The sequence below is a fragment of the Paenibacillus eucommiae genome (assembly GCF_017874215.1).
GTDB classification, from domain to species: domain Bacteria; phylum Bacillota; class Bacilli; order Paenibacillales; family NBRC-103111; genus Paenibacillus_AI; species Paenibacillus_AI eucommiae.
Map to the genome: position 1 here is coordinate 18,206 of NZ_JAGGLB010000048.1, position 18,181 is coordinate 36,386.

Here is an 18,181-nt window from a genome sequence, read left to right on the forward strand (position 1 = left end):
ATCCCTTTTAACCACCGTGAGAGGCCATACGGCCTCTTTTAACGATGAAAATCATCATTAACGTGACGGATTGACCTGGAACACTTGTTTTAACGATGAAAAACATCGTTAAAGTCAGTTAAAGTGTGGTTCACGCTCATTTCGGCGGAGTGCGGGCCGCTACTAGGCTGATACTAGGCTGCAACCATATAAAAGGAGCTTGCCGGAAAAATACCGGTAAGCTCTTTTTTCTCCTTTTTATGCGTTTATGCGCAAGATTATATGCTCAAGGCATCTTCCGCCCATTTAACAGCCCATTCGTAAATTTCAAAGCTCCTTACTTTATGAATAATGAAAGGGTCCTGCTCGACCAGAAGCTTCACTTCCTCCAGCGAGTCTCCCTTATAGATGACTAGTCCACCCGGCCCGTCCAGCAGACGTCCATTTGCCGCCACCTTTCCTTCTGAACGCAGACGATCTAGATAAGCAATATGTGCCTCCAAATAAACGGGTCCAAGCTCCGGATTTAATGCCGGCAAAATTACAGCAAAATATGTCATAACGACCCCACCTCCTTGTTTCTATTTCTATTTGCTGCTTCAGCCTCTGCGAGTATTCTTCCTGGATGATCCTTGCTTAGATAAGGGCCTTCACCGAAAATTTTCTCCCGGTATGTGCCTTCACGATATTCGGTTTGTACCAGACCTCTGCTTTGCAATTCGGGAATAACCAGCTCCACAAATTCATTAAGCGTCCCAGGCTGGATGATATGGCCAATATTAAAGCCGTCTACTCCGGTTTCAGCCACAAAGCTTTCCATCACATCAGCAATTTGCCCAGGACTCCCAATCGTTAAAGAGCTGGTACCAAAAGCAAAGAAATTAGCCAATTGCTCGGAAGACCATTTCTTATTTGGATCCGAACGTCGGAAAGACTCAATAATTCCGTGATTATCGCGTTTTTCCACAAATTCCAGCAGCTTATCCGGACCATATTGAGAGAAATCAATGCCGGACCATGCGCCTAACAAAGCGAAAATGCCTTCTGGACTCGAATATTTCAAAAAGTCTTCGTAGCGGCTCTGCGCTTCTTGAACGGTACGGCCTACAATCGGCGTCAATTTAGGGAAAAAGAATATTTTCGAAGGATCACGTCCTTGTTTTTCTGCACGCTCACGAATATCATTGACGATAAATTTCGTGGCGGCTGCCGTCGGAGTATTCAAAAAGATACTTTCCGCATGCTTGGCGGCAAACTCCCTTCCTCTCGTAGAGTTGCCAGCCTGGAAAAGCAGCGGAGTCCGCTGCGGCGAAGGCTCTGTCAGATGAATGCCAGGGACTTGAAAATAAGCTCCCTTATGCCCGATATCATGAACCTTGGACGGATCTGTATACATCCGCTTCGCTGTGTCCTGCACAACAGCATCGTGCTCCCAGCTGGCTTCCCACAGCTTATACACAACATCCATATACTCGTCTCCGCGATCATAGCGGTCAATGAGTCCCATCTGCTGCTCCATGCCGTAATTTTTAGCCGCGCTATCAATATTGGAGGTAACGATGTTCCAGCCGATCCGGCCTTTGGTCAAGTGATCCAGCGTAGACATCTTGCGGGAAAGTGCATAAGGATGCTCATAGGTGGTAGAAAAGGTGGCGGCAAATCCCAAATGTTTCGTAACTGCAGCCATTGCCGGGATCAGATAGCTCGGATCGTTTAAAGGCACCTGTATCGTCTGCCGGATGGCAGTGTCCATACTGCCTTGGTACGTATCATAAACGCCTAGCATATCTGCAAAAAAGATCGCGTCAAACTTTCCGCGTTCCAATGTCTTGGCCAGCTCGATCCAATAGTTAAGATCGGTATATTCCTGTCCCCTGTCTTCCGGATGAGCCCACATTCCTGGTGACGCAGTAGGCCCGGCAATGGTTATTACATTTAAATAAATTCGTTTGCCCATAAGCTGGCTGCACCTCTTTTTGTGTTTTATTATTGGATAGCAATTATTTGCACTAATGTTTCAAAGCTTCATTAACACGAGTGACTATTTCACTAAACGCAGACGTTGTACGAAACCCTTCCTCCCGCGGGAATGGGACTGGTACGTCAATCTGTTGAGCAATTTTACCAGGACGCGGAGTCATTACCGCAATTCTGGTGGAGAGAAAAACCGCTTCAAAGACGTTGTGAGTGACGAACAGCACCGTCATTTTAGGATTCTTTTGCCAAATAGCCAGCAGCTCATGCTGCAGCGTTTGCCGCGTTATTTCATCCAAAGCTCCAAAAGGCTCATCCATCAGCAGCAGCCCAGGATGGGCAATGAGCGATCTGGCAATGGACACCCTCATCTTCATCCCGCCTGACAGCTGCCGGGGCAGCGACTTGTGGTAATCCTGGAGTCCGACTAGCTCAAGCACTCTGTGGGCTTCCTCCCGCTGCGTTTTTTTGGGAACTCCGCGCAGTTGGAGCGGAAGGGTCACGTTATCAATGACACTGCACCAAGGCATTAACGTGGCATCCTGAAAAACAAAGGATAATTGACTGCTTTTGCGCGCTGCCTCCGGAGTCCCTCCCATCACCTGCAGGCTGCCACCGCTCGGTTCGCTAAGACCGGCAATCAAACGGAATATGGTAGATTTGCCACAGCCCGAGGGCCCCACGAAGGAGACGAATTCACCCTCCTTAATGTGCAGATTGGCATCTTGAACAGCAACAGTGCCGCCAGGATATATTTTCTCAACTTGCTGCAGCTCGACTAACGTTTGCCGATCGGATAGCCTTGAAAAAGGCTGGGCTGAAGCTTCAATTAATTTTTCCTGTGAAATGGCCATCATGTCCGCCCTCCTGTAACTCTGCTTCCGGGATGCTGGGGTGCCAGATATGACGTTTTGCCAAACAATTTTTCGCGGAAGGTGCCCTTCTCATAAACTGACTGGACGCGCTCTCTGCGCTGCAGCTCGGGAACTGCAAGGTCGATAAAGGACTCGAACGTCCCCGGTCTGGTGATGTAGGCTATGTTGAAACCGTCCACCCCCGTCTCATCGACAAAAGCTTCCAGTTGATCGGCAATCTGCACGGGTGTCCCCACGATTAACGAGCCAACTCCGCCAAAGGCAAAATACTTCGCTAATTCATCCACGGACCAGGCTTGATCCGCATAATTCCGGCCAAAAAAATCGGCCAAATAAGTGCTGCTGTTACGTTCCTCACCTTTGCGGATAAATGCCAGCAGCTCCTCAGCTCCAAACTTGGAGAAATCCATGCCTACCCAGGCGGATAATAAGGAAAGGGCCCCCTCCGTGCTGGAATGCTCCAGAAAACTTCTCAGCTGATGCTGCGCTTCTTCTTCCGTCGCTGCCACAACAGGGTTCAATTTCGGAAAAAATAGTACATCCTCCGGATTCCTCCCATTTCGCTCGGCACGCTCCCGGATGTCCTGAACGAGAAATCGCGTTTCCTTCACCGTCATGGCGTTCAAAAAAATACATTCAGCATGCTTCGCTGCAAATTCTCTCCCGCGGTCGGATGAACCGGCCTGGAACAAAACTGGTGTCCGCTGCGGTGATGGCTCGCACAAATGAATGCCTGGCACCTTAAAGTACTTGCCTTCATGCCGAATGTCGTGCACCTTCGCGGGGTTCGTATACATCTTATTTGCCATATCCCGCACCACTGCGTCCTCTTCCCAGCTAGCCTGCCACAGCTTGTAGCACACCTCCAAATATTCGTCCCCCCGGTCATAACGCTCATCGTGTTGGATCTGTTTATCCAAACCATAATTCCGGGCAGCGCTCTCGAGATTCGATGTCACCATATTCCAGCCCATTCTTCCGCCCGTCAGATGATCCAGGGTTGACATTTTCCGTGCTAAGGAATAAGGATGCTCATACGTTAAAGACACAGTCACGGCAAAGCTCAAATGCTCAGTAACAGCAGCCATCGCCGGCACAGCATAAGTCGGATCATTAATCGGCAAATATAACCCTTCACGCACCGCAGTATCGCGGCTGTTCTGATAAACATCATAGACACCAAGAATATCAGCAAAAAATACAGCATCGAACTTTCCCCGTTCAAGCAACTGGGCAAGCTCCGTCCAATAATCCAAATCCTTGTAACGGTCCACCCGATTATCAGGATAAGTCCAAAGGCCCGCGTTATCCTGAACGGGATTTGCCATTTCCACCGCATTTAATCGTATTCTTTTCTTCAAAGCAAACACCTCATCTTCTTTCGTTTCAGCTTTTGTTTCAACTTCATTTCAACAAAAACAAGCAATACCTTACTTTTCCTATGAAATAACTCGGTTATATGGATACAAAAATACCTGGAAGTCCCGCTTTTATAAGCAGAACTGATCCAGGTATTATACCTGAAGTGAGGCGTTTGACAATTGCATCAATCACCGGCTTCAAAGCAGTGAAGCCCTTCCGTGTTGCGTTTATTTTACTATATAGAGCACATTTTTTCAATACCCAGTTTTTCTATGCTTTAACAAGGATTTAACTTGGATGTTAGTTGAAAATTAGATGCTTATGTTCAAAAGGTTTCGACCTCCTGGGCTTTACGTTTCTTCCATGCCATTTCATAAATAACCGGAACGACGATCAATGTCAATAGAGTTGAGGTGAAGAGACCCCCGATTACTGTAATAGCCAAACCACCGGATATGAGGCTCGTCGATGAGCCAGATAAGGCAAGTGGCACTAAGGCTAGCATCGTTGCACAAGCCGTCATCAGAATCGGTCTCAACCGGGTTCTCGACGCCTCCACAATCGCTTCTCTCAGCGGAATGCCTGATTTGCGGTTTTTCTCAACACGATCAAGCAGCACAACTGCATTGGTAACGACAATGCCCACCAACATCAACATACCGATCATCGCGCTCATGGATAAGGCTTGCCCTGTAATCAGCAGTGCCCCGAGAGCACCTACAGGAATGAACATCAGCGAAGACATAATAATGATTGGAGTCAGCAAACCGCCGAACGTAATGCTCATCACCAGAAAAACAAGTCCGACTGCGACAACCATGGCAATTCCCAGACCGGTGAAGCCCTCTATAATCATGTCCATACCTCCGCCGAACTTAACCTCGACTCCGTCAGGCAGCGCCAGACTTTTGACGTCCTTTTCCACCTGCTTTGTTACTGCTCCTGCATCTGAGCCTTTGATTTTCCCACTCACTTTAGCATACGTAAGCCCATCCTCGTGGTTCACCGTAATCAGGGCTTTCTGCTCCTTGAGGTCGGCAATATCTTTGAGCTTCATCATCCCTGCTGCTGTGGGGATATCTATATTCTCCAGCACATCCTTGGAAGTGACTTGCTGTTCGTAAGTCAATATAAGCTCTCTGTCTGTATCATCCAGTTTGTAGGTGCCCACACCCATAGGGTTCAGTTGCTCATTCACAATCGACATAACGGCAAAGGCGTTAACATTAGCATCGATTCCCTTCTGATTCAGCGATAATACCCATTTGGGAGTTACCTCGTTCATGTTGTTGCCAATATCCTTGAGCTCCGTGTTCTGCTTCATTAGATCTTCAACCTGCTTAGCCGCTGCTGCTAATTTGTCCACTTGATTGGAATACAAGCTGATTTCTATATTGTTGCCAGTCGGCAAGCCAGCTTGTTCTCCTTCTCTGATGACTACTGTTGTTTCAGCCACTTCTGCTGCTGCAATAGCTGGAAGCTCTGCGCTTGCTTTATCGACCATTTGCTCCATATCCGCGGATGAGGAGAATTGTGCTGTTATCGATGCCTGATTTTTGCCCCCTCCAGAGGTCAAGGAATCCGATACAGCACCGCCGATACTGACTTGATAGCTTTCTATTCCGTTCATCCCTTTGAGATAGCTTTCAATCTTTTGGCTGACTGCATCCGTTTGCCCTCTCTCACTCTTGGCAGGCAAGGTAATCTCGATTGTCGCTGTAGGGACTGAGCCTGCCGGCAGGAATGCGACACCTAGCAGCGGGATCGTGCTGAGAGAAGCGACCAGCAGGACAATGGATACACCAAGAACTGTTTTCTTCCGCTGTAAAGCTGCGCGAATCCATTTCTCAAACGTATCGGCCATTCGTCCGCCTTCTTTATGCGGCTTAACCCGCTGAAAAAATTTCGCACCCAACACTGGAATCAGCATGACGGCAACTAACAGCGAGCTCAAAATGGAAATAACGACGGCAAGTGAAAACGGCCGAAAAAACTCCCCAATAATGCCATGAACAAACGCCAGTGGTGCAAATACAACAACCGTTGCAATGGTGGAGGAAAATACAGCGCCGCTGACTTCCTTGGTCGCTTTATAGGCCAGCTCTTTTCCCTTCATCTCATTGCCCTTCTCATGCCGCCATCTGTAAATATTCTCAATAACGACGATGCTATCATCCACAATCCGCCCAATGGAGACCGCGATTCCCCCAAGCGTCATAATATTAAGTGAATAACCCATCTGGTTCATCAGTGCAATCGTAGCAAAAATCGATATGGGCAGCGACAGGATAGAAATGAGGGTTGCCCGAATATTGCGCAGGAAGAGAAAAATAATTAGAATACAGAACAAAGCTCCGAATAAGCCTTCTTTAATAAGGGTTGAAACAGATTCCTTAATTTCTTTACCTTGATCCATAATTACATGGACATTGAAATCGCCCTTTTCCTGATAAGAGGCAATTACCTGCTTAACCTCGTCGGCAACGTCGGCCGTATTGGCATCCTGATTTTTCATAACTTCGATAACGAAACTGGATTCACCATTAAATCTCGTAATTTCATTTTGGTTGGAGACTGTCGTGATGACAGCTATGTCTGAAAGCCTGACGATATTATCGCCTGCTGGTTGTAAGGCAGCTGCTCCCTCTACCTGGACGTTTGGAGCTGCTCCAAGAGGAAGCTGTTTAATTTGCTCTATGGACTGGAGCGTTCCGACCAGCCGGATCGGTATCGTCGTCTCTTCCTCGTTCACAGAACCGAGGGGCAAACCATAATCAAGTGCTTGTATGGCGCTTTGAATCGTGCTTAATGAAATCCCATTTTGCTGCGCCTTTATTTTATCTACAACAATGTTTAGCTGCTCGGATTTCGTTCCTTTCAAAACTGCAGAGCTGACACCCTCTAATTTCTTCATTTTGGGAAGAATCTCATTTTCCAGCTTGCTTGCCAGCCCATCCGCATCATCCTTGGATGAGAACACAGCCGCTTGATAAATCGGCGCCGCTCCAGCGGATAAGCGCTGTGTCGTGATTTTCACCTTGTCTGGTAAATTAATTTTATTCAGTGCGTTCTCGATTTCTCCGGAAAGCTTGTCCATATTGGAACCGAAGGGAAATTGGATAAATAAGTTAGACATATTTTCAGAGGATGTACTCATTAGGGAATCATAACCTTTGAAGTTTTTTAGACTGTCCTCAATCGGCTTTGTAACCCCGCTTTCCATTTCCTCCGTTGATGCCCCAGGACTTATGGCAATTACGGCTACTGCCGGAAATTCCAGGTCCGGGAAGGTCTGCTGCTTGATTTGTGTTGCGGCGTAAAACCCGTAGCCTAGTACCAGCATACACAAAAGAATAATAGCTGCCCCATTTTTTAAACTAAATTTACTTATGGTGTTCATTTGAAAATCTCCTCTCCTCTATCTGGAGACATTATAACCTTTGAATTTGTCCGCACTGTGAACGTCAGGTTACATTTTTTCTTCTAGAGGAGCTTCAGGGAGAGTAACTGTAAACTTCGTTCCCTCACCTACACGGCTGGAAACTTGTATGTCGCTTTGGTGCAGATCCGCAATACGCTTAACTATCGACAGGCCAATGCCGCTCCCGTGCACCGAACCATCTCTGGATTTGTCCACCTTGTAAAAGGCTTTGAAAATAGAGCTGAATTCAGCTTCCGGTATACCTTTGCCGCTATCCGTAAAGGCTACAACAATCTGGTCTTTCTTTTTAGCTGCGCTGATCTGGACCGTTCCGCCTTCACCCGTAAATTTGATACAATTACTGAGCAAGTTATTCCATAACTGATTCAGTCTGTCCTCATCCGCGCATATATCGATTTCATCTAATTCAAGCTCTACATTTAGTTTTTTAGCTGTCCATTGCGGCTCATAGGCGATAACGACTTTTCTTAGCTGCTCATCGAGCGGATAATGACGGGGATGCAGCTGAAGATGCTCACTTTCCAGGGAAGACAATTGAAGTAGTGACTCGCTCAAGCGGGAAAGCCGCATGCTTTCCTCTTCAATGATGCTCAGCAGGCGGATGCGGGCAGGTTCATCCATTTTTTTGTGCATAAGCGCTTGTGTGAAGCCTTTAATTGAAGTAAGCGGGGACTGGATTTCATGAGACACATTGGATACAAACTGCTGCCTGATCTGCTCCAGCATGCCTAATTCCTTGGCCATTTGATTGAAGCTTGCGGTCAGCTGTCCGATTTCATCCTTCCGTTTCGTCTGTAATTGAATGCTGAAATCGCCCTTTGCCATTCTGCGGGTCGCTCTTGTCAGACGCTGAAGCGGTGTCACGATATATCTGGCCGCAATCAGAATCAGCACACAGCCGAAAAAAAGGATAATAGAAAGCTGGGCTAAGCCTCCGAGCAGAAATTCTTCCCTAGGAGCAATAAATAAAGCGTGTGGTAATCCTTTCACTTGAAAAGGAAGTCCAATCATCACTTTGCCAGGACCGAAATCACTGCGGTACACGCCACCCTTAAGCACATATTCTAGCTGTTCAGTGCTGATTTGGATCTCTTCACTGTTCGGCAGGATGCTTTCAAACAGCAGCTTATCCTCCGTATAAATTTTGAGCGTATATACAGGAATCGCCATCAACCCTTGCATAATAGCCTCCAGGCTAGCCTGATCCGACTCTTCAATGGAGTGGATAATCGCTTTGCCACCCACAATTAAACTGTCTTGCTTTTCCAATTCTAATTTTTTGCCATAAAACCAATAATCCACGACGACAGTAAGCACAAGACTCATTAAAATAACACCCAGAAAAGTGAGAACCACTCGCACATAAAGCGATTTAATCATGGAGTACCTCTAACCGGTATCCGAGCCCGCGGTGCGTTACAATTCGGAAGTCATCCCCATATTCAACAAAACGTTCCCGCAAACGTTTGATGTGCGTATCAACGGTCCGCTGGTCTCCATCATACTCATACCCCCATAATTGCTGGATGAGCATATCACGTGTGAACAATTGACCCGGGTAGCTGGCTAATTTATAAAGCAGCTCAAATTCCTTAAGAGGAAGCGTCGCCGTTTGGCCCGTATGTTCGAAAATAACCGTATAACTCTGCTTATCCAGCACGACTTTTCCCAGTTTAATAATCTGCGAGGTTGATATCCGGTATCGCTTAAGCAAAGCCTTGACACGCATAACCAGCTCCATCGGCTCAAAAGGCTTGACCAAATAATCATCCGTTCCGAGCTGAAACCCTTTGATTTTATCCGTAGGCTCCCCCTTCGCAGTAATCATCAATAAAGGCTTGTCCCCCGAATCCCTAAGTCTGCGGCACAGCTCCCAGCCATCCATATGCGGCATCATCACATCCAACACGACCAAATCGACCGGAAACTGTGTTACATAATTCCACGCATCCTCTCCATTGGATTGCTCAACAACATCCATCCCCTCATCCTCCAAATAAAGCCTTACCAATTCACGGATATGTGCCTCATCATCTACTACCAAAACGGTTGTCATGATCGTGATCTCCCCTGTTCTGCCTCTAAACTCCATCAAAAAGTCATGTAAGTCATGTAAATCATGTAATATAAAATATTACACAAGAAAAGTGAACTCAATGTGTACGTCAGGTTACAAATGACGCCTTGCGGCGTCCTTAGATGAGCGTGTTCGTGACGTGAGTGCGTTGCGGAGGGAATGGCTGTGGGCTCCAGCCGCTGTTAAAGATTTGTTCCCTTGAATGGTATACATAAGGAGGTAGGAACAAATCTTTAAAGGCGGACGCTACCGCTCTTCCTCCCACAGCCCTTCCCTCTCTTTAGCTACACTTGCACTAATCGCATCAAATCGCATGAACAACAAGCTCAAACGGACAGCCAGCAAGGGTTTTTCTCTGGATTGAAGGAGATTTTCCGGCGGGCCAAGCCGCTGGGAGTGAAGATCGGCCGCGCCAGCGGGCACAACCGAGAGGATCTACTACTTTAACGATGATTTTCATCGCTAAAAGCACTGGTTACACATCCTTACTTTAACGATGAAAAACATCGTTAAGTGGCGTACGCTCACTGTGTATTCGGAAATTTCCACTCCAGGCATCACCCAAAAAACTTATACTTACTAAATAAGCTCACAAAATAAAAAGTCCGCGATTTATGCGGACTTTGCTTCCTGGTTATCGTGACAATTTTACCACTTGCGGGCAGTGCGTTGCAAACCAGAGTGTAATAAACACGCCTTGGTGCGTCTTTTGAGGAGCGTTTCCGAGACTTGAGTGCGTTGCGGAGGAGATGGATGTTGGTTCCAACCGCTGTTAAAGATGTGTTCGCTTGACTCGCCTAGCCAGCCTTTTTTTGCAGTTAACGATGTTTTTCATCGCTAACGTTGGCATCTACCGTAATTTGAGCTCGATAGCGATGTTTTTCATCATTAAAGTAGCCATTTTTTCCTCTTTCAGCTAACTTCCGATACTTTAACGATGTTTTTCATCGCTAAAGGAGATCTCTCGCGAGATTCTGGCTCGATAGTGATGTTTTTCATCGTTAAAGTAGTAACTACCTCCATAATAAAAAATACATTTCACTTTAAGCTAACTTTTGGACAAGTATCAATGTTTAACATCGCCAAGCGTCGCCAATAGTAGCCAAGAAAGTCCTCGAGCTGCAACAAAGATTCCCAGATAGGTTCGTCGCCATATTCTCTTTTCCGTAACCAGATATGATCCAGATATGATTGATACCAATTCTCAATTACATACATAATTATGAGAACATTCGAAGAACATTTTTTTCCGGAGTTAGTCTGCTAACAGCTCTTTAAGAGCCTTCTCATATTTGGCTATTCTCTCCATATCTTTGGCCGTAGTATTCATAATCCGGGTCAAATCCATGTTGTCCTGAATATCTGCGATTTTTACTTGGCGGGCAATCGGATTGCGCTTAGCTCTTAGAACAAAGTCGAAGTAATCTTCGTCGGCGTTCCGGCTCAGTGCAACCACAGCATCAACCACTTCAGCTGTAAAGCCTTCCAGCACCAATTGTTCTGCACTTACATTCGTATCCTCAAGTACATCATGAAGAACCGCAGCCATGCGTGCTTCTGGAGAAGCAACCCGCTGCATAACTCGAAGAGGGTGCAGGATGTAAGGATTCCCGCCTTTATCGATTTGCCCTTCATGTGCACGGGTGGCGAGAATAATGGCTTTCTCCAATGAACTCATCCTAGTCTCTCCCCCTTTTCCCCTGAAACCGCTCCTTATGGAGCGGGCGGCAACTCTACTTTCACTTCACCCTCTACATCTACTTTTACAGACCCAGTATCGATCAGCGCCAACAAAGCCGCCGGTAAAGAGAACTGCTGATCATTAATAATGATCCGTTTCAATTCCTCTTCAGCATCTTCCATTTGTTCTTCTTTGATTTCTTCTATTTCCCTGTGCAGACGTTCCATCTGTTGATCCAACAGAGATGCCGAATCTGCCGCTTCTTTCAATTCCTGCAGCAGCCGCGGAGGCACAGCCTGATTGTATTTATAGAAAATCTTATGCTCCAGACTCGCCCAAAAATCCATAGCTATCGTTCTGATTTGCACTTCAATACATACAAGCTCCTGTCGATCGGACATAAAAATAGGTATTTCGATCAACATATGAAGGCTTTGATAGCCGTTGGGCTTAGGGGTTTTAATGTAATCTTTCACTTCAAGGATTTTCAGGTCATGCTGATTTCTCAGCATCTCACTAATCCGGTATATGTCAGAAATGAAGGAACAAGTAATACGCAACCCTGCAATATCTTTAATATTGTTTTTAATGCTGGAGAAGGAAATGTCAAAGCCCTTTCTGTAGAGCTTTTTGATAATACTTTCAGGTGATTTCAACCGGGATTTCGTATTTTCAATAGGATTATAATCATGCAGAAAATGAAACTCCTCTTGTAATATTTCGATTTTGGTTTCCATCGCATCCAAAGCAAACTTGTATACCATCATAAAGCGGGTAATTTCATTCTTAAACTTTTTGAATTGATCGACTTGCAGCGGATTCATCATTTCATCCCGTCCTGACCTCTTACATTTTTTATTGTTGCAAATTGTAGTAATAAGCAAAGCTTAATATAAACCTTAGTGGAAAATCAAATTCAATTCAACCGATTATACAATTGGACAGCAAAAAGGTTAAAAAAGTTGAATAAAGCTGTCACAATCTACAACTAAGAAAAAGCCTTGCGACGTCCTTTGATGTGCGTGTTCGTGAATTTGGTACATTGCGGAGGGAATAGCTGTGGGCTCCAGCCGCTGTTAAAGATTTGTTACATTGAATGGATGGATGCAGAGGTGGGAACAAATCTTTAAAGGCGGACGCTTCCGCTCTTCCACCCACAGCCATTCCCTCTCATTAGCTACATTCGCACGAATCGCACGAACACCACGCTCAAACGGACTGCCAGCAAGGGTTTTTCTCTGGATCGGAGGGGATTTCCCAGCGGCTTGGCCAGCTGGCCAAGCCGCTGGGACTGAAGAACGGTCCCGCCAGCGCTCACAACCGAGAGGATCTGCTACTTTAACTATGAAAATGAGGCTGTCGATTAACTCGGCATAACTCAAACTCCCACTGAAATCGATCAAAACTCGCCTCTCAGCAGCCTTGGACTGTACCCAAAGTAAAGGCTGCAAAAGTGCAGGATTTTTCACCTCAAATCGGGTATTGGCCGAGAATTGCTGCAAAAGTGCAGGAAAATAGTCACTTGGAGCGCTCAAACGGACAAGAGACGCCTAAAATCCTGCAGATTCGCAGCAATTTCCTTTTAGGGGTGCATTCGGGTCCATAAATGATGTGATTATGCATCTTTTTGTCCGCCATGGTTGGTTCTTATTGGCATGTAGGCTATAGGTAGGGAAAAAGAGTAGTGGAAATAAACATGTATATTAATCAAGAAGGCTTGGCACGTCTATTTTTTGTTCACAGTTAATCGACAGCCACAAAATCATCGTTAAATGAAGCACACGCTCGTTTTCGACGGAGGGCGGACTGCTTCGGGGTATGCTCTTCTACCTTATATGCTTTATCACTGTAAAGCACTTAAACATTCTTATCTTGTAAGCATTTAAGCATTTAAGCAAAACGCCATGCGGCGTCCTTTGATGAGCGTGTTCGTGACGTTGCTGCATGGAGGGAGGGAATGGCTGTGGCTCCAGCCGCTGTTAACAAAGTGCTCCCTATCATAAAAATTGCGCAGCAAAAAGGAGGAGACTTTAGACCTCCCCCGAAAACTTATACTTATTTTCAACAAAATATCCTATGCCTGCGGCCTTTGTTTTGCCTATACTTGTGCACCAGGATGACTCCGGGGCAAGCCTGCTTGGTGAGCAAAAAGCTTCTCCCGGTAAGTGCCCTCACGGTATTCAGATTGTACGAGTCCTCTGCGCTGCAGCACGGGTATGACTTGATGGACAAAGTCGGTCACACTTTCAGAACGGGTAATGTAACCAAGATTAAACCCGTCCGCTCCCGTTTGCTGTATAAACGACTCCATATGATCAGCGATTCGCCCGGGTGAGCCGACAATTACATTGCCAAGGCCGCCGAAGGCGTATAGTCGGGCTAACTCCTCCATGGTCCACTGTTTATCCTGCTGGGCACGACGCAAATAGTCAGTAATATAGCCATTTCCACCCGATTTTCCGGCAATAAGCTCGTACAATCTCTCAGGCGTGTAGCCATATAAATCGATTCCAGTCCATGAGGACAGCAGTGCTAATGTACCTTCCGTGCTCAGATGCTGTAAATAACGGTCAATTTTTTGCTGAGCCTCTTCATCAGTAGCACCTACTACAGGTACAATTCTTGGGAAAAAGAGAATATCGCCTGCTTCCCGGCCATATTTTTCTGCCTTAGCCCGCACATCACGGATCAGATAACGGGTTTCTTCCACGGTAACAGCGTTAAGAAAATTACACTCGGCATGCTTGGCCGCGAATTCCCTGCCCCGATGTGAAGATCCGGCCTGGAACAAGACCGGCGTTCGCTGCGGCGAAGGCTCACACAAATGAATGCCTGGCACCTGAAAATAAGTACCTTTATGAGCAATATCGTGAACCTTGGCCGGATTCGTATACATCCGGTTCGGGATATCCCGGACTACGGCTCCGTCTTCCCAGCTTTTCTCCCACAGCTTGTAGCAAACCTCAAGAAACTCATCGCCGCGATCATACCTGCTGTCATGCTCTATTTGCTGGTCATAGCCAAAGTTTCTTGCGGCACTGTCCAAATTGGAGGTCACGATATTCCAGCCGATTCTCCCTTTCGTGAGATGATCGAGCGTGGACATTTTCCTCGCCAGCGCATAAGGGTGATCGTATGTCAGCGAGCAAGTAACCGCGAGGCCTAGATGACGGGTCACCGAGGCCATAGCAGGGATTAAATACGTTGGATCGTGGATCGGCATACTGATCCCTTCGAGAATAGCAGTATCCCTGCCCCCTTTATAAGTATCAAAGGTGCCCAACGCATCCCCAAGAAAGATCCCGTCGAACTTAGCTTGCTCCAACAGCACCGCCAGCTCCATCCAATAGCTTAAATCGCCATGCCGGTGCGCTTCGCTTTCCGGATATGTCCAGAGTCCCGGGTTGTCGAGGATCGGGCAGTTTTTTTCCACAAAATTGAGCTTTATCCGCTTGGTCATCAGGCTCACCTATACGCATAGGAAAAAGCTTTTCCGGGATGCCCTTCCGGTATATAGCCAGAGCTGCCTTTGCCAAACAGCTTTTGACGGAAGGTACCTTCCTCGTACTCGGTTTGTACTCGGCCGCGGCGCTGAAGCTCTGGAACGACCATGTCGACAAAATCCCGAATGCTGCCCGGGCGGGTGATATAAGAAATGCTGAAGCCATCTACACCGGTTTCATCGGCAAACTGTTCCAATTGATCAGCGATCTGCTCAGGAGCGCCGACCAAGAGCGTTGTAGCCCCATACGTATAAAGATTCGCTAATTCGTCTGCTGTCCATTTTTTGTCCGGATTATTGTTCAGGAACTCGACGATCGATCGGCTGTCACCACTTTTGACGAATTCGAGCAGCTTATCGGGACCGTACTTGGAGAAATCGATCCCCGACCAGCCTGCCAGCATCGTAAGCAGTCCTTCCGAGCTGGAATACTGCAAGCCATCCTGGTATTTCCGCTTGGCTTCTGCTTCCGTGGCTCCGACGATTACTGTGATCTTGGGGAGGAATAGAAAGCTGTCCGGGTCCCTCCCGGCTTTTCTCGCCCGGCTCTGAACATCCAGCACCACATCTCTGGTCCCCTCAGTCGTCGGGTTATTCAAAAATACACACTCCGCATGACGCGCGGCAAAACTTCTGCCAGCATTGGAGGATCCTGCCTGGAACAATACCGGTGTACGCTGCGCTGACGGTTCGCAAAGATGAATACCCGGCACCTTGAAATGCTTGCCATGATGCTCGATCTTGTGAACCTTAGAGGGGTCAGTGTATATGTTCCGCTCAATATCACGAACTACCGCGTCTTGCTCCCAGCTCGTTTCCCAAAGCTTATAAACTACTTCCATATATTCTTCACAGCGCTCATAACGCTCTTCGCTGCTCATTTGCTCATCCAACCCGAAGTTTTTCGCCGCTGTAGTGAGAAACGATGTGACAATATTCCAACCCACACGTCCCTTAGTCAAATGATCCAATGTGGAAATTCTTCGTGCCAGTGAATACGGATGATCATAGGTCGTCGAGATCGTCACTGTAAATCCAAGATGCTCGGTGACTTGAGACATAATCGGAATCAGATAGGTAGGATCATTGATTGGTGCCTGAATGGCATGCTGCAAAGCAGGGGTCACACTATTATGATAAACATCATATTGACCTAGCACATCAGCCAGCAGAACGGAATCAAAGCGTCCGCGTTCCAGCAGTTGCGCCAGCTCCACCCAATAATCCGCATCCTTGTACCGGTGCCCTTCATCCTCAGGATGCCGCCAAAATCCCGGCGTATCCGTTGGATTAAACATTTCGATAGCGTTCAATCTTAATCTTTTTTTCATCGGTTAGCTCCTCTACTGCTTCGGCAAAAATTCGGTAGTAAACACTTCGGAAGCATCAACCTTTTTCTTCAATACACCTGTATCGGCCAGCTGACCAATTAATTTATTCCAGCGCTCAGCTGTCATGTAGCCAACGCCATGCTCCTTCGCATCGCCGCCATATACGAAATCCGTCTGTGCTACGGCTTCTATATTCAGACTTTCAACCGTTTGACTTGAATTGGCCGCAACGATGGCCGGATGGATTTCCGGGGCGCTGTCCTTATAGTAATTCCAGCCTTTTATTGTTGCTTCGACATAAGCTTTAACCGTTTCCGGGTGCTCCTTAGCAAATTTTTCTGTTGTAAAAATCACGCTCATATATGGTGCATAACCTGAGCTTGATACTTGCAAATAGTCAAACTCAACCCCCTGCGCTTTCAAATATTCCGGGGTGTTCGTAATATAGCCTTGAATAACCGAGGATTTATCCGCAATGAAATTGGCATACTGGCCGGTAAAATTAATTTCCTCGACCTTATCCAGCTTAAATGCGCTTTTTACATACTGCCAATAGGCGGCGAAAAGCAGGGCTTGAACCTTGCGGCCATTCAAATCTTCGAAGGTTTTGATATTCTCTCCCTTATGAAAAAAGAGCGCGGCCGGGCTATCCTGCAGCAGGGCAGCAACCGCAATAATCGGAACGCCTTCCTCACGGGCCTGGAGTACTACGTCTCCACCTGTGATGCCAAACTCTGCTTTGCCGGAGGCGACAATTTGCGTCGCTGAAACCTGCGGTCCACCCGGCTCAAGCGTAACGTCTAACCCAGCATCCTTATAAAAGTTTTTTTGCAAGGCTGCATATAGGCCGCCATGCGTAGGCTGGGGAAACCAGTCGAGAATTTGTTTCAATTTTACCTGCTCAGTTGGAGCACTAGGTACGGGAGTTTCTGTGGGCTTGACCGTTGCCGCGGCAGCAGAGCTCTTAGGGGTTGGAGCTGGAGAAGTCGCTGCTTCTTTTTTATTGCCGCAAGCGGACAAGAAGGCCGATAATATAAGGATGATAGATAGGATAGCAAGCACATTTTTTGTTTTCATGTTGTATTTCCCTCCGATGTTCGTTTCATATTCCTTTTTCATATCCCTATTTTATTCTCTGTTTTTAATACTCTTGTTTCATTTCCGATTCGTGCCAGGAGCTAAGCAATAGCTTCGATAAAGCATTAATAAGCAGAAAGAAAGCAATGCCTAGCGCTGATGCTGCCAGCCCGCAAGCAAATAAATAAGGGATCTGCAGCCGCAAAGCGGCATTGGTGATTGAAAATCCAAGCCCTCCTTTTCCTCCACCGATTCCGGCGATATATTCACCTACGATAGCTCCGATGACGGCCAGTGTGCAGGATATTTTCAATCCGGCTACGACATACGGCAGTGCCGCCGGAATCCGTAGTCTCCACATCGTTTGCCAGCGTGACGCGGAATACAGCTGAAATAAATTTTTTAAGTTTTGCTCTGTCGAATTTAACCCGATAAGTGAATTGGACAGCATCGGGAAAAATCCGATCAAGAATGTAATCGCAACAATGGCATTCAAGCCCGAGCCGAGCCAAATCACGATAATCGGAGCGATCGCTACGATCGGAATCGTTTGGAGGATGACCGCATAGGGGTAGATGCCTCTTTCTATCGTTTTGGAAGCAGCCAGGAGAATGGCTCCGGATACACCGAGGACGACACTGAGCACAAATCCGAGAATGGACTCCATAGCTGTCGTCATTACAGCACTTAAGAGCAGGCTCCTGTTTTCAACCGCCGCTTTCATGATGTCGGTCGGCTTCGGCAGCAAATACGGGGGAAGGTTCAATAGGCTGACACCAAATTGCCAAATGCCAACAAACACGACAAAAGCAATCAACGGGGGAAGAACTCCCGTCCGCAGACGGGAGCGTAGAGCTTGCTTGCTGGCCACCTTCATACCT

14 protein-coding genes are annotated in these 18,181 nt (G+C 46.9%); all 14 read right to left on the reverse strand.

The genetic code is table 11. The annotated features are described in order from the left end of the window. Positions 1-257 precede the first annotated feature (257 nt). A complete protein-coding gene (locus J2Z66_RS38490) occupies positions 258-539 on the reverse strand; it encodes a YciI family protein (protein WP_209978691.1) in 282 nt (93 codons plus the stop codon). Beyond that, positions 536-1,936 (reverse strand): LLM class flavin-dependent oxidoreductase, encoded by a 1,401-nt coding sequence (locus J2Z66_RS38495; protein ID WP_209978694.1) that lies wholly within the window; start codon positions 1,934-1,936, stop codon positions 536-538. The genes J2Z66_RS38490 and J2Z66_RS38495 overlap by 4 nt, the downstream gene beginning before the upstream one ends. Before the next feature lie 52 nt (positions 1,937-1,988). Next, a complete protein-coding gene (locus J2Z66_RS38500) occupies positions 1,989-2,807 on the reverse strand; it encodes an ABC transporter ATP-binding protein (protein WP_209978757.1) in 819 nt (272 codons plus the stop codon). Beyond that, positions 2,807-4,198, reverse strand: a complete 1,392-nt coding sequence (locus J2Z66_RS38505; protein ID WP_376774551.1) for an LLM class flavin-dependent oxidoreductase — start codon at positions 4,196-4,198, stop codon at positions 2,807-2,809. Before J2Z66_RS38505 ends, J2Z66_RS38500 begins: the two co-directional genes overlap by 1 nt. Positions 4,199-4,515: 317 nt before the next feature. Next, the gene (locus J2Z66_RS38510; RefSeq protein ID WP_209978696.1) at positions 4,516-7,590 is read right to left on the reverse strand and encodes an efflux RND transporter permease subunit; all 3,075 of its coding nucleotides are present in this window, start codon (positions 7,588-7,590) and stop codon (positions 4,516-4,518) included. Between the two features lie 69 nt (positions 7,591-7,659). After that, a complete protein-coding gene (locus J2Z66_RS38515; protein WP_245376166.1) occupies positions 7,660-9,012 on the reverse strand; it encodes a sensor histidine kinase in 1,353 nt (450 codons plus the stop codon). Continuing rightward, positions 9,005-9,688, reverse strand: coding sequence for a response regulator transcription factor (locus J2Z66_RS38520; RefSeq protein WP_209978698.1), 684 nt, complete (start codon positions 9,686-9,688; stop codon positions 9,005-9,007). The genes J2Z66_RS38515 and J2Z66_RS38520 overlap by 8 nt, the downstream gene beginning before the upstream one ends. 1,276 nt (positions 9,689-10,964) lie before the next feature. Further along, on the reverse strand, positions 10,965-11,387 hold the full coding sequence (locus tag J2Z66_RS38525) for an HD domain-containing protein (RefSeq protein ID WP_209978700.1): 423 nt from the start codon (positions 11,385-11,387) through the stop codon (positions 10,965-10,967). 35 nt (positions 11,388-11,422) lie between these two features. Beyond that, on the reverse strand, positions 11,423-12,214 hold the full coding sequence (locus J2Z66_RS38530) for a GTP pyrophosphokinase (protein WP_209978763.1): 792 nt from the start codon (positions 12,212-12,214) through the stop codon (positions 11,423-11,425). 252 nt (positions 12,215-12,466) lie between these two features. After that, a complete protein-coding gene (locus J2Z66_RS38535; protein WP_209978702.1) occupies positions 12,467-12,925 on the reverse strand; it encodes a hypothetical protein in 459 nt (152 codons plus the stop codon). A gap of 563 nt (positions 12,926-13,488) precedes the next feature. Then, on the reverse strand, positions 13,489-14,850 hold the full coding sequence (locus J2Z66_RS38540) for an LLM class flavin-dependent oxidoreductase (protein ID WP_209978704.1): 1,362 nt from the start codon (positions 14,848-14,850) through the stop codon (positions 13,489-13,491). A gap of 5 nt (positions 14,851-14,855) precedes the next feature. Next, positions 14,856-16,223, reverse strand: a complete 1,368-nt coding sequence (locus tag J2Z66_RS38545) for an LLM class flavin-dependent oxidoreductase (protein ID WP_209978706.1) — start codon at positions 16,221-16,223, stop codon at positions 14,856-14,858. A gap of 12 nt (positions 16,224-16,235) precedes the next feature. Next, the gene (locus tag J2Z66_RS38550) at positions 16,236-17,300 is read right to left on the reverse strand and encodes an ABC transporter substrate-binding protein (RefSeq protein ID WP_209978708.1); all 1,065 of its coding nucleotides are present in this window, start codon (positions 17,298-17,300) and stop codon (positions 16,236-16,238) included. 64 nt (positions 17,301-17,364) lie between these two features. Beyond that, entirely contained in the window at positions 17,365-18,177 is an 813-nt protein-coding gene (locus tag J2Z66_RS38555; RefSeq protein ID WP_209978709.1) for an ABC transporter permease, read from the reverse strand. Positions 18,178-18,181 lie beyond the last annotated feature (4 nt).

What these genes read in the sequence shown, in the direction of transcription:
- J2Z66_RS38490 (WP_209978691.1), bottom strand. Translation starts at nt 539, where the DNA reads ATGACATATTTTGCTGTAATTTTGCCGGCATTAAATCCGGAGCTTGGA.
- J2Z66_RS38495 (WP_209978694.1), bottom strand. Translation starts at nt 1,936, where the DNA reads ATGGGCAAACGAATTTATTTAAATGTAATAACCATTGCCGGGCCTACT.
- J2Z66_RS38500 (WP_209978757.1), bottom strand. Translation starts at nt 2,807, where the DNA reads ATGGCCATTTCACAGGAAAAATTAATTGAAGCTTCAGCCCAGCCTTTT.
- J2Z66_RS38510 (WP_209978696.1), bottom strand. Translation starts at nt 7,590, where the DNA reads ATGAACACCATAAGTAAATTTAGTTTAAAAAATGGGGCAGCTATTATT.
- J2Z66_RS38515 (WP_245376166.1), bottom strand. Translation starts at nt 9,012, where the DNA reads ATGATTAAATCGCTTTATGTGCGAGTGGTTCTCACTTTTCTGGGTGTT.
- J2Z66_RS38520 (WP_209978698.1), bottom strand. Translation starts at nt 9,688, where the DNA reads ATGACAACCGTTTTGGTAGTAGATGATGAGGCACATATCCGTGAATTG.
- J2Z66_RS38525 (WP_209978700.1), bottom strand. Translation starts at nt 11,387, where the DNA reads ATGAGTTCATTGGAGAAAGCCATTATTCTCGCCACCCGTGCACATGAA.
- J2Z66_RS38530 (WP_209978763.1), bottom strand. Translation starts at nt 12,214, where the DNA reads ATGAATCCGCTGCAAGTCGATCAATTCAAAAAGTTTAAGAATGAAATT.
- J2Z66_RS38540 (WP_209978704.1), bottom strand. Translation starts at nt 14,850, where the DNA reads ATGACCAAGCGGATAAAGCTCAATTTTGTGGAAAAAAACTGCCCGATC.
- J2Z66_RS38545 (WP_209978706.1), bottom strand. Translation starts at nt 16,223, where the DNA reads ATGAAAAAAAGATTAAGATTGAACGCTATCGAAATGTTTAATCCAACG.
- J2Z66_RS38550 (WP_209978708.1), bottom strand. Translation starts at nt 17,300, where the DNA reads ATGAAAACAAAAAATGTGCTTGCTATCCTATCTATCATCCTTATATTA.
- J2Z66_RS38555 (WP_209978709.1), bottom strand. Translation starts at nt 18,177, where the DNA reads ATGAAGGTGGCCAGCAAGCAAGCTCTACGCTCCCGTCTGCGGACGGGA.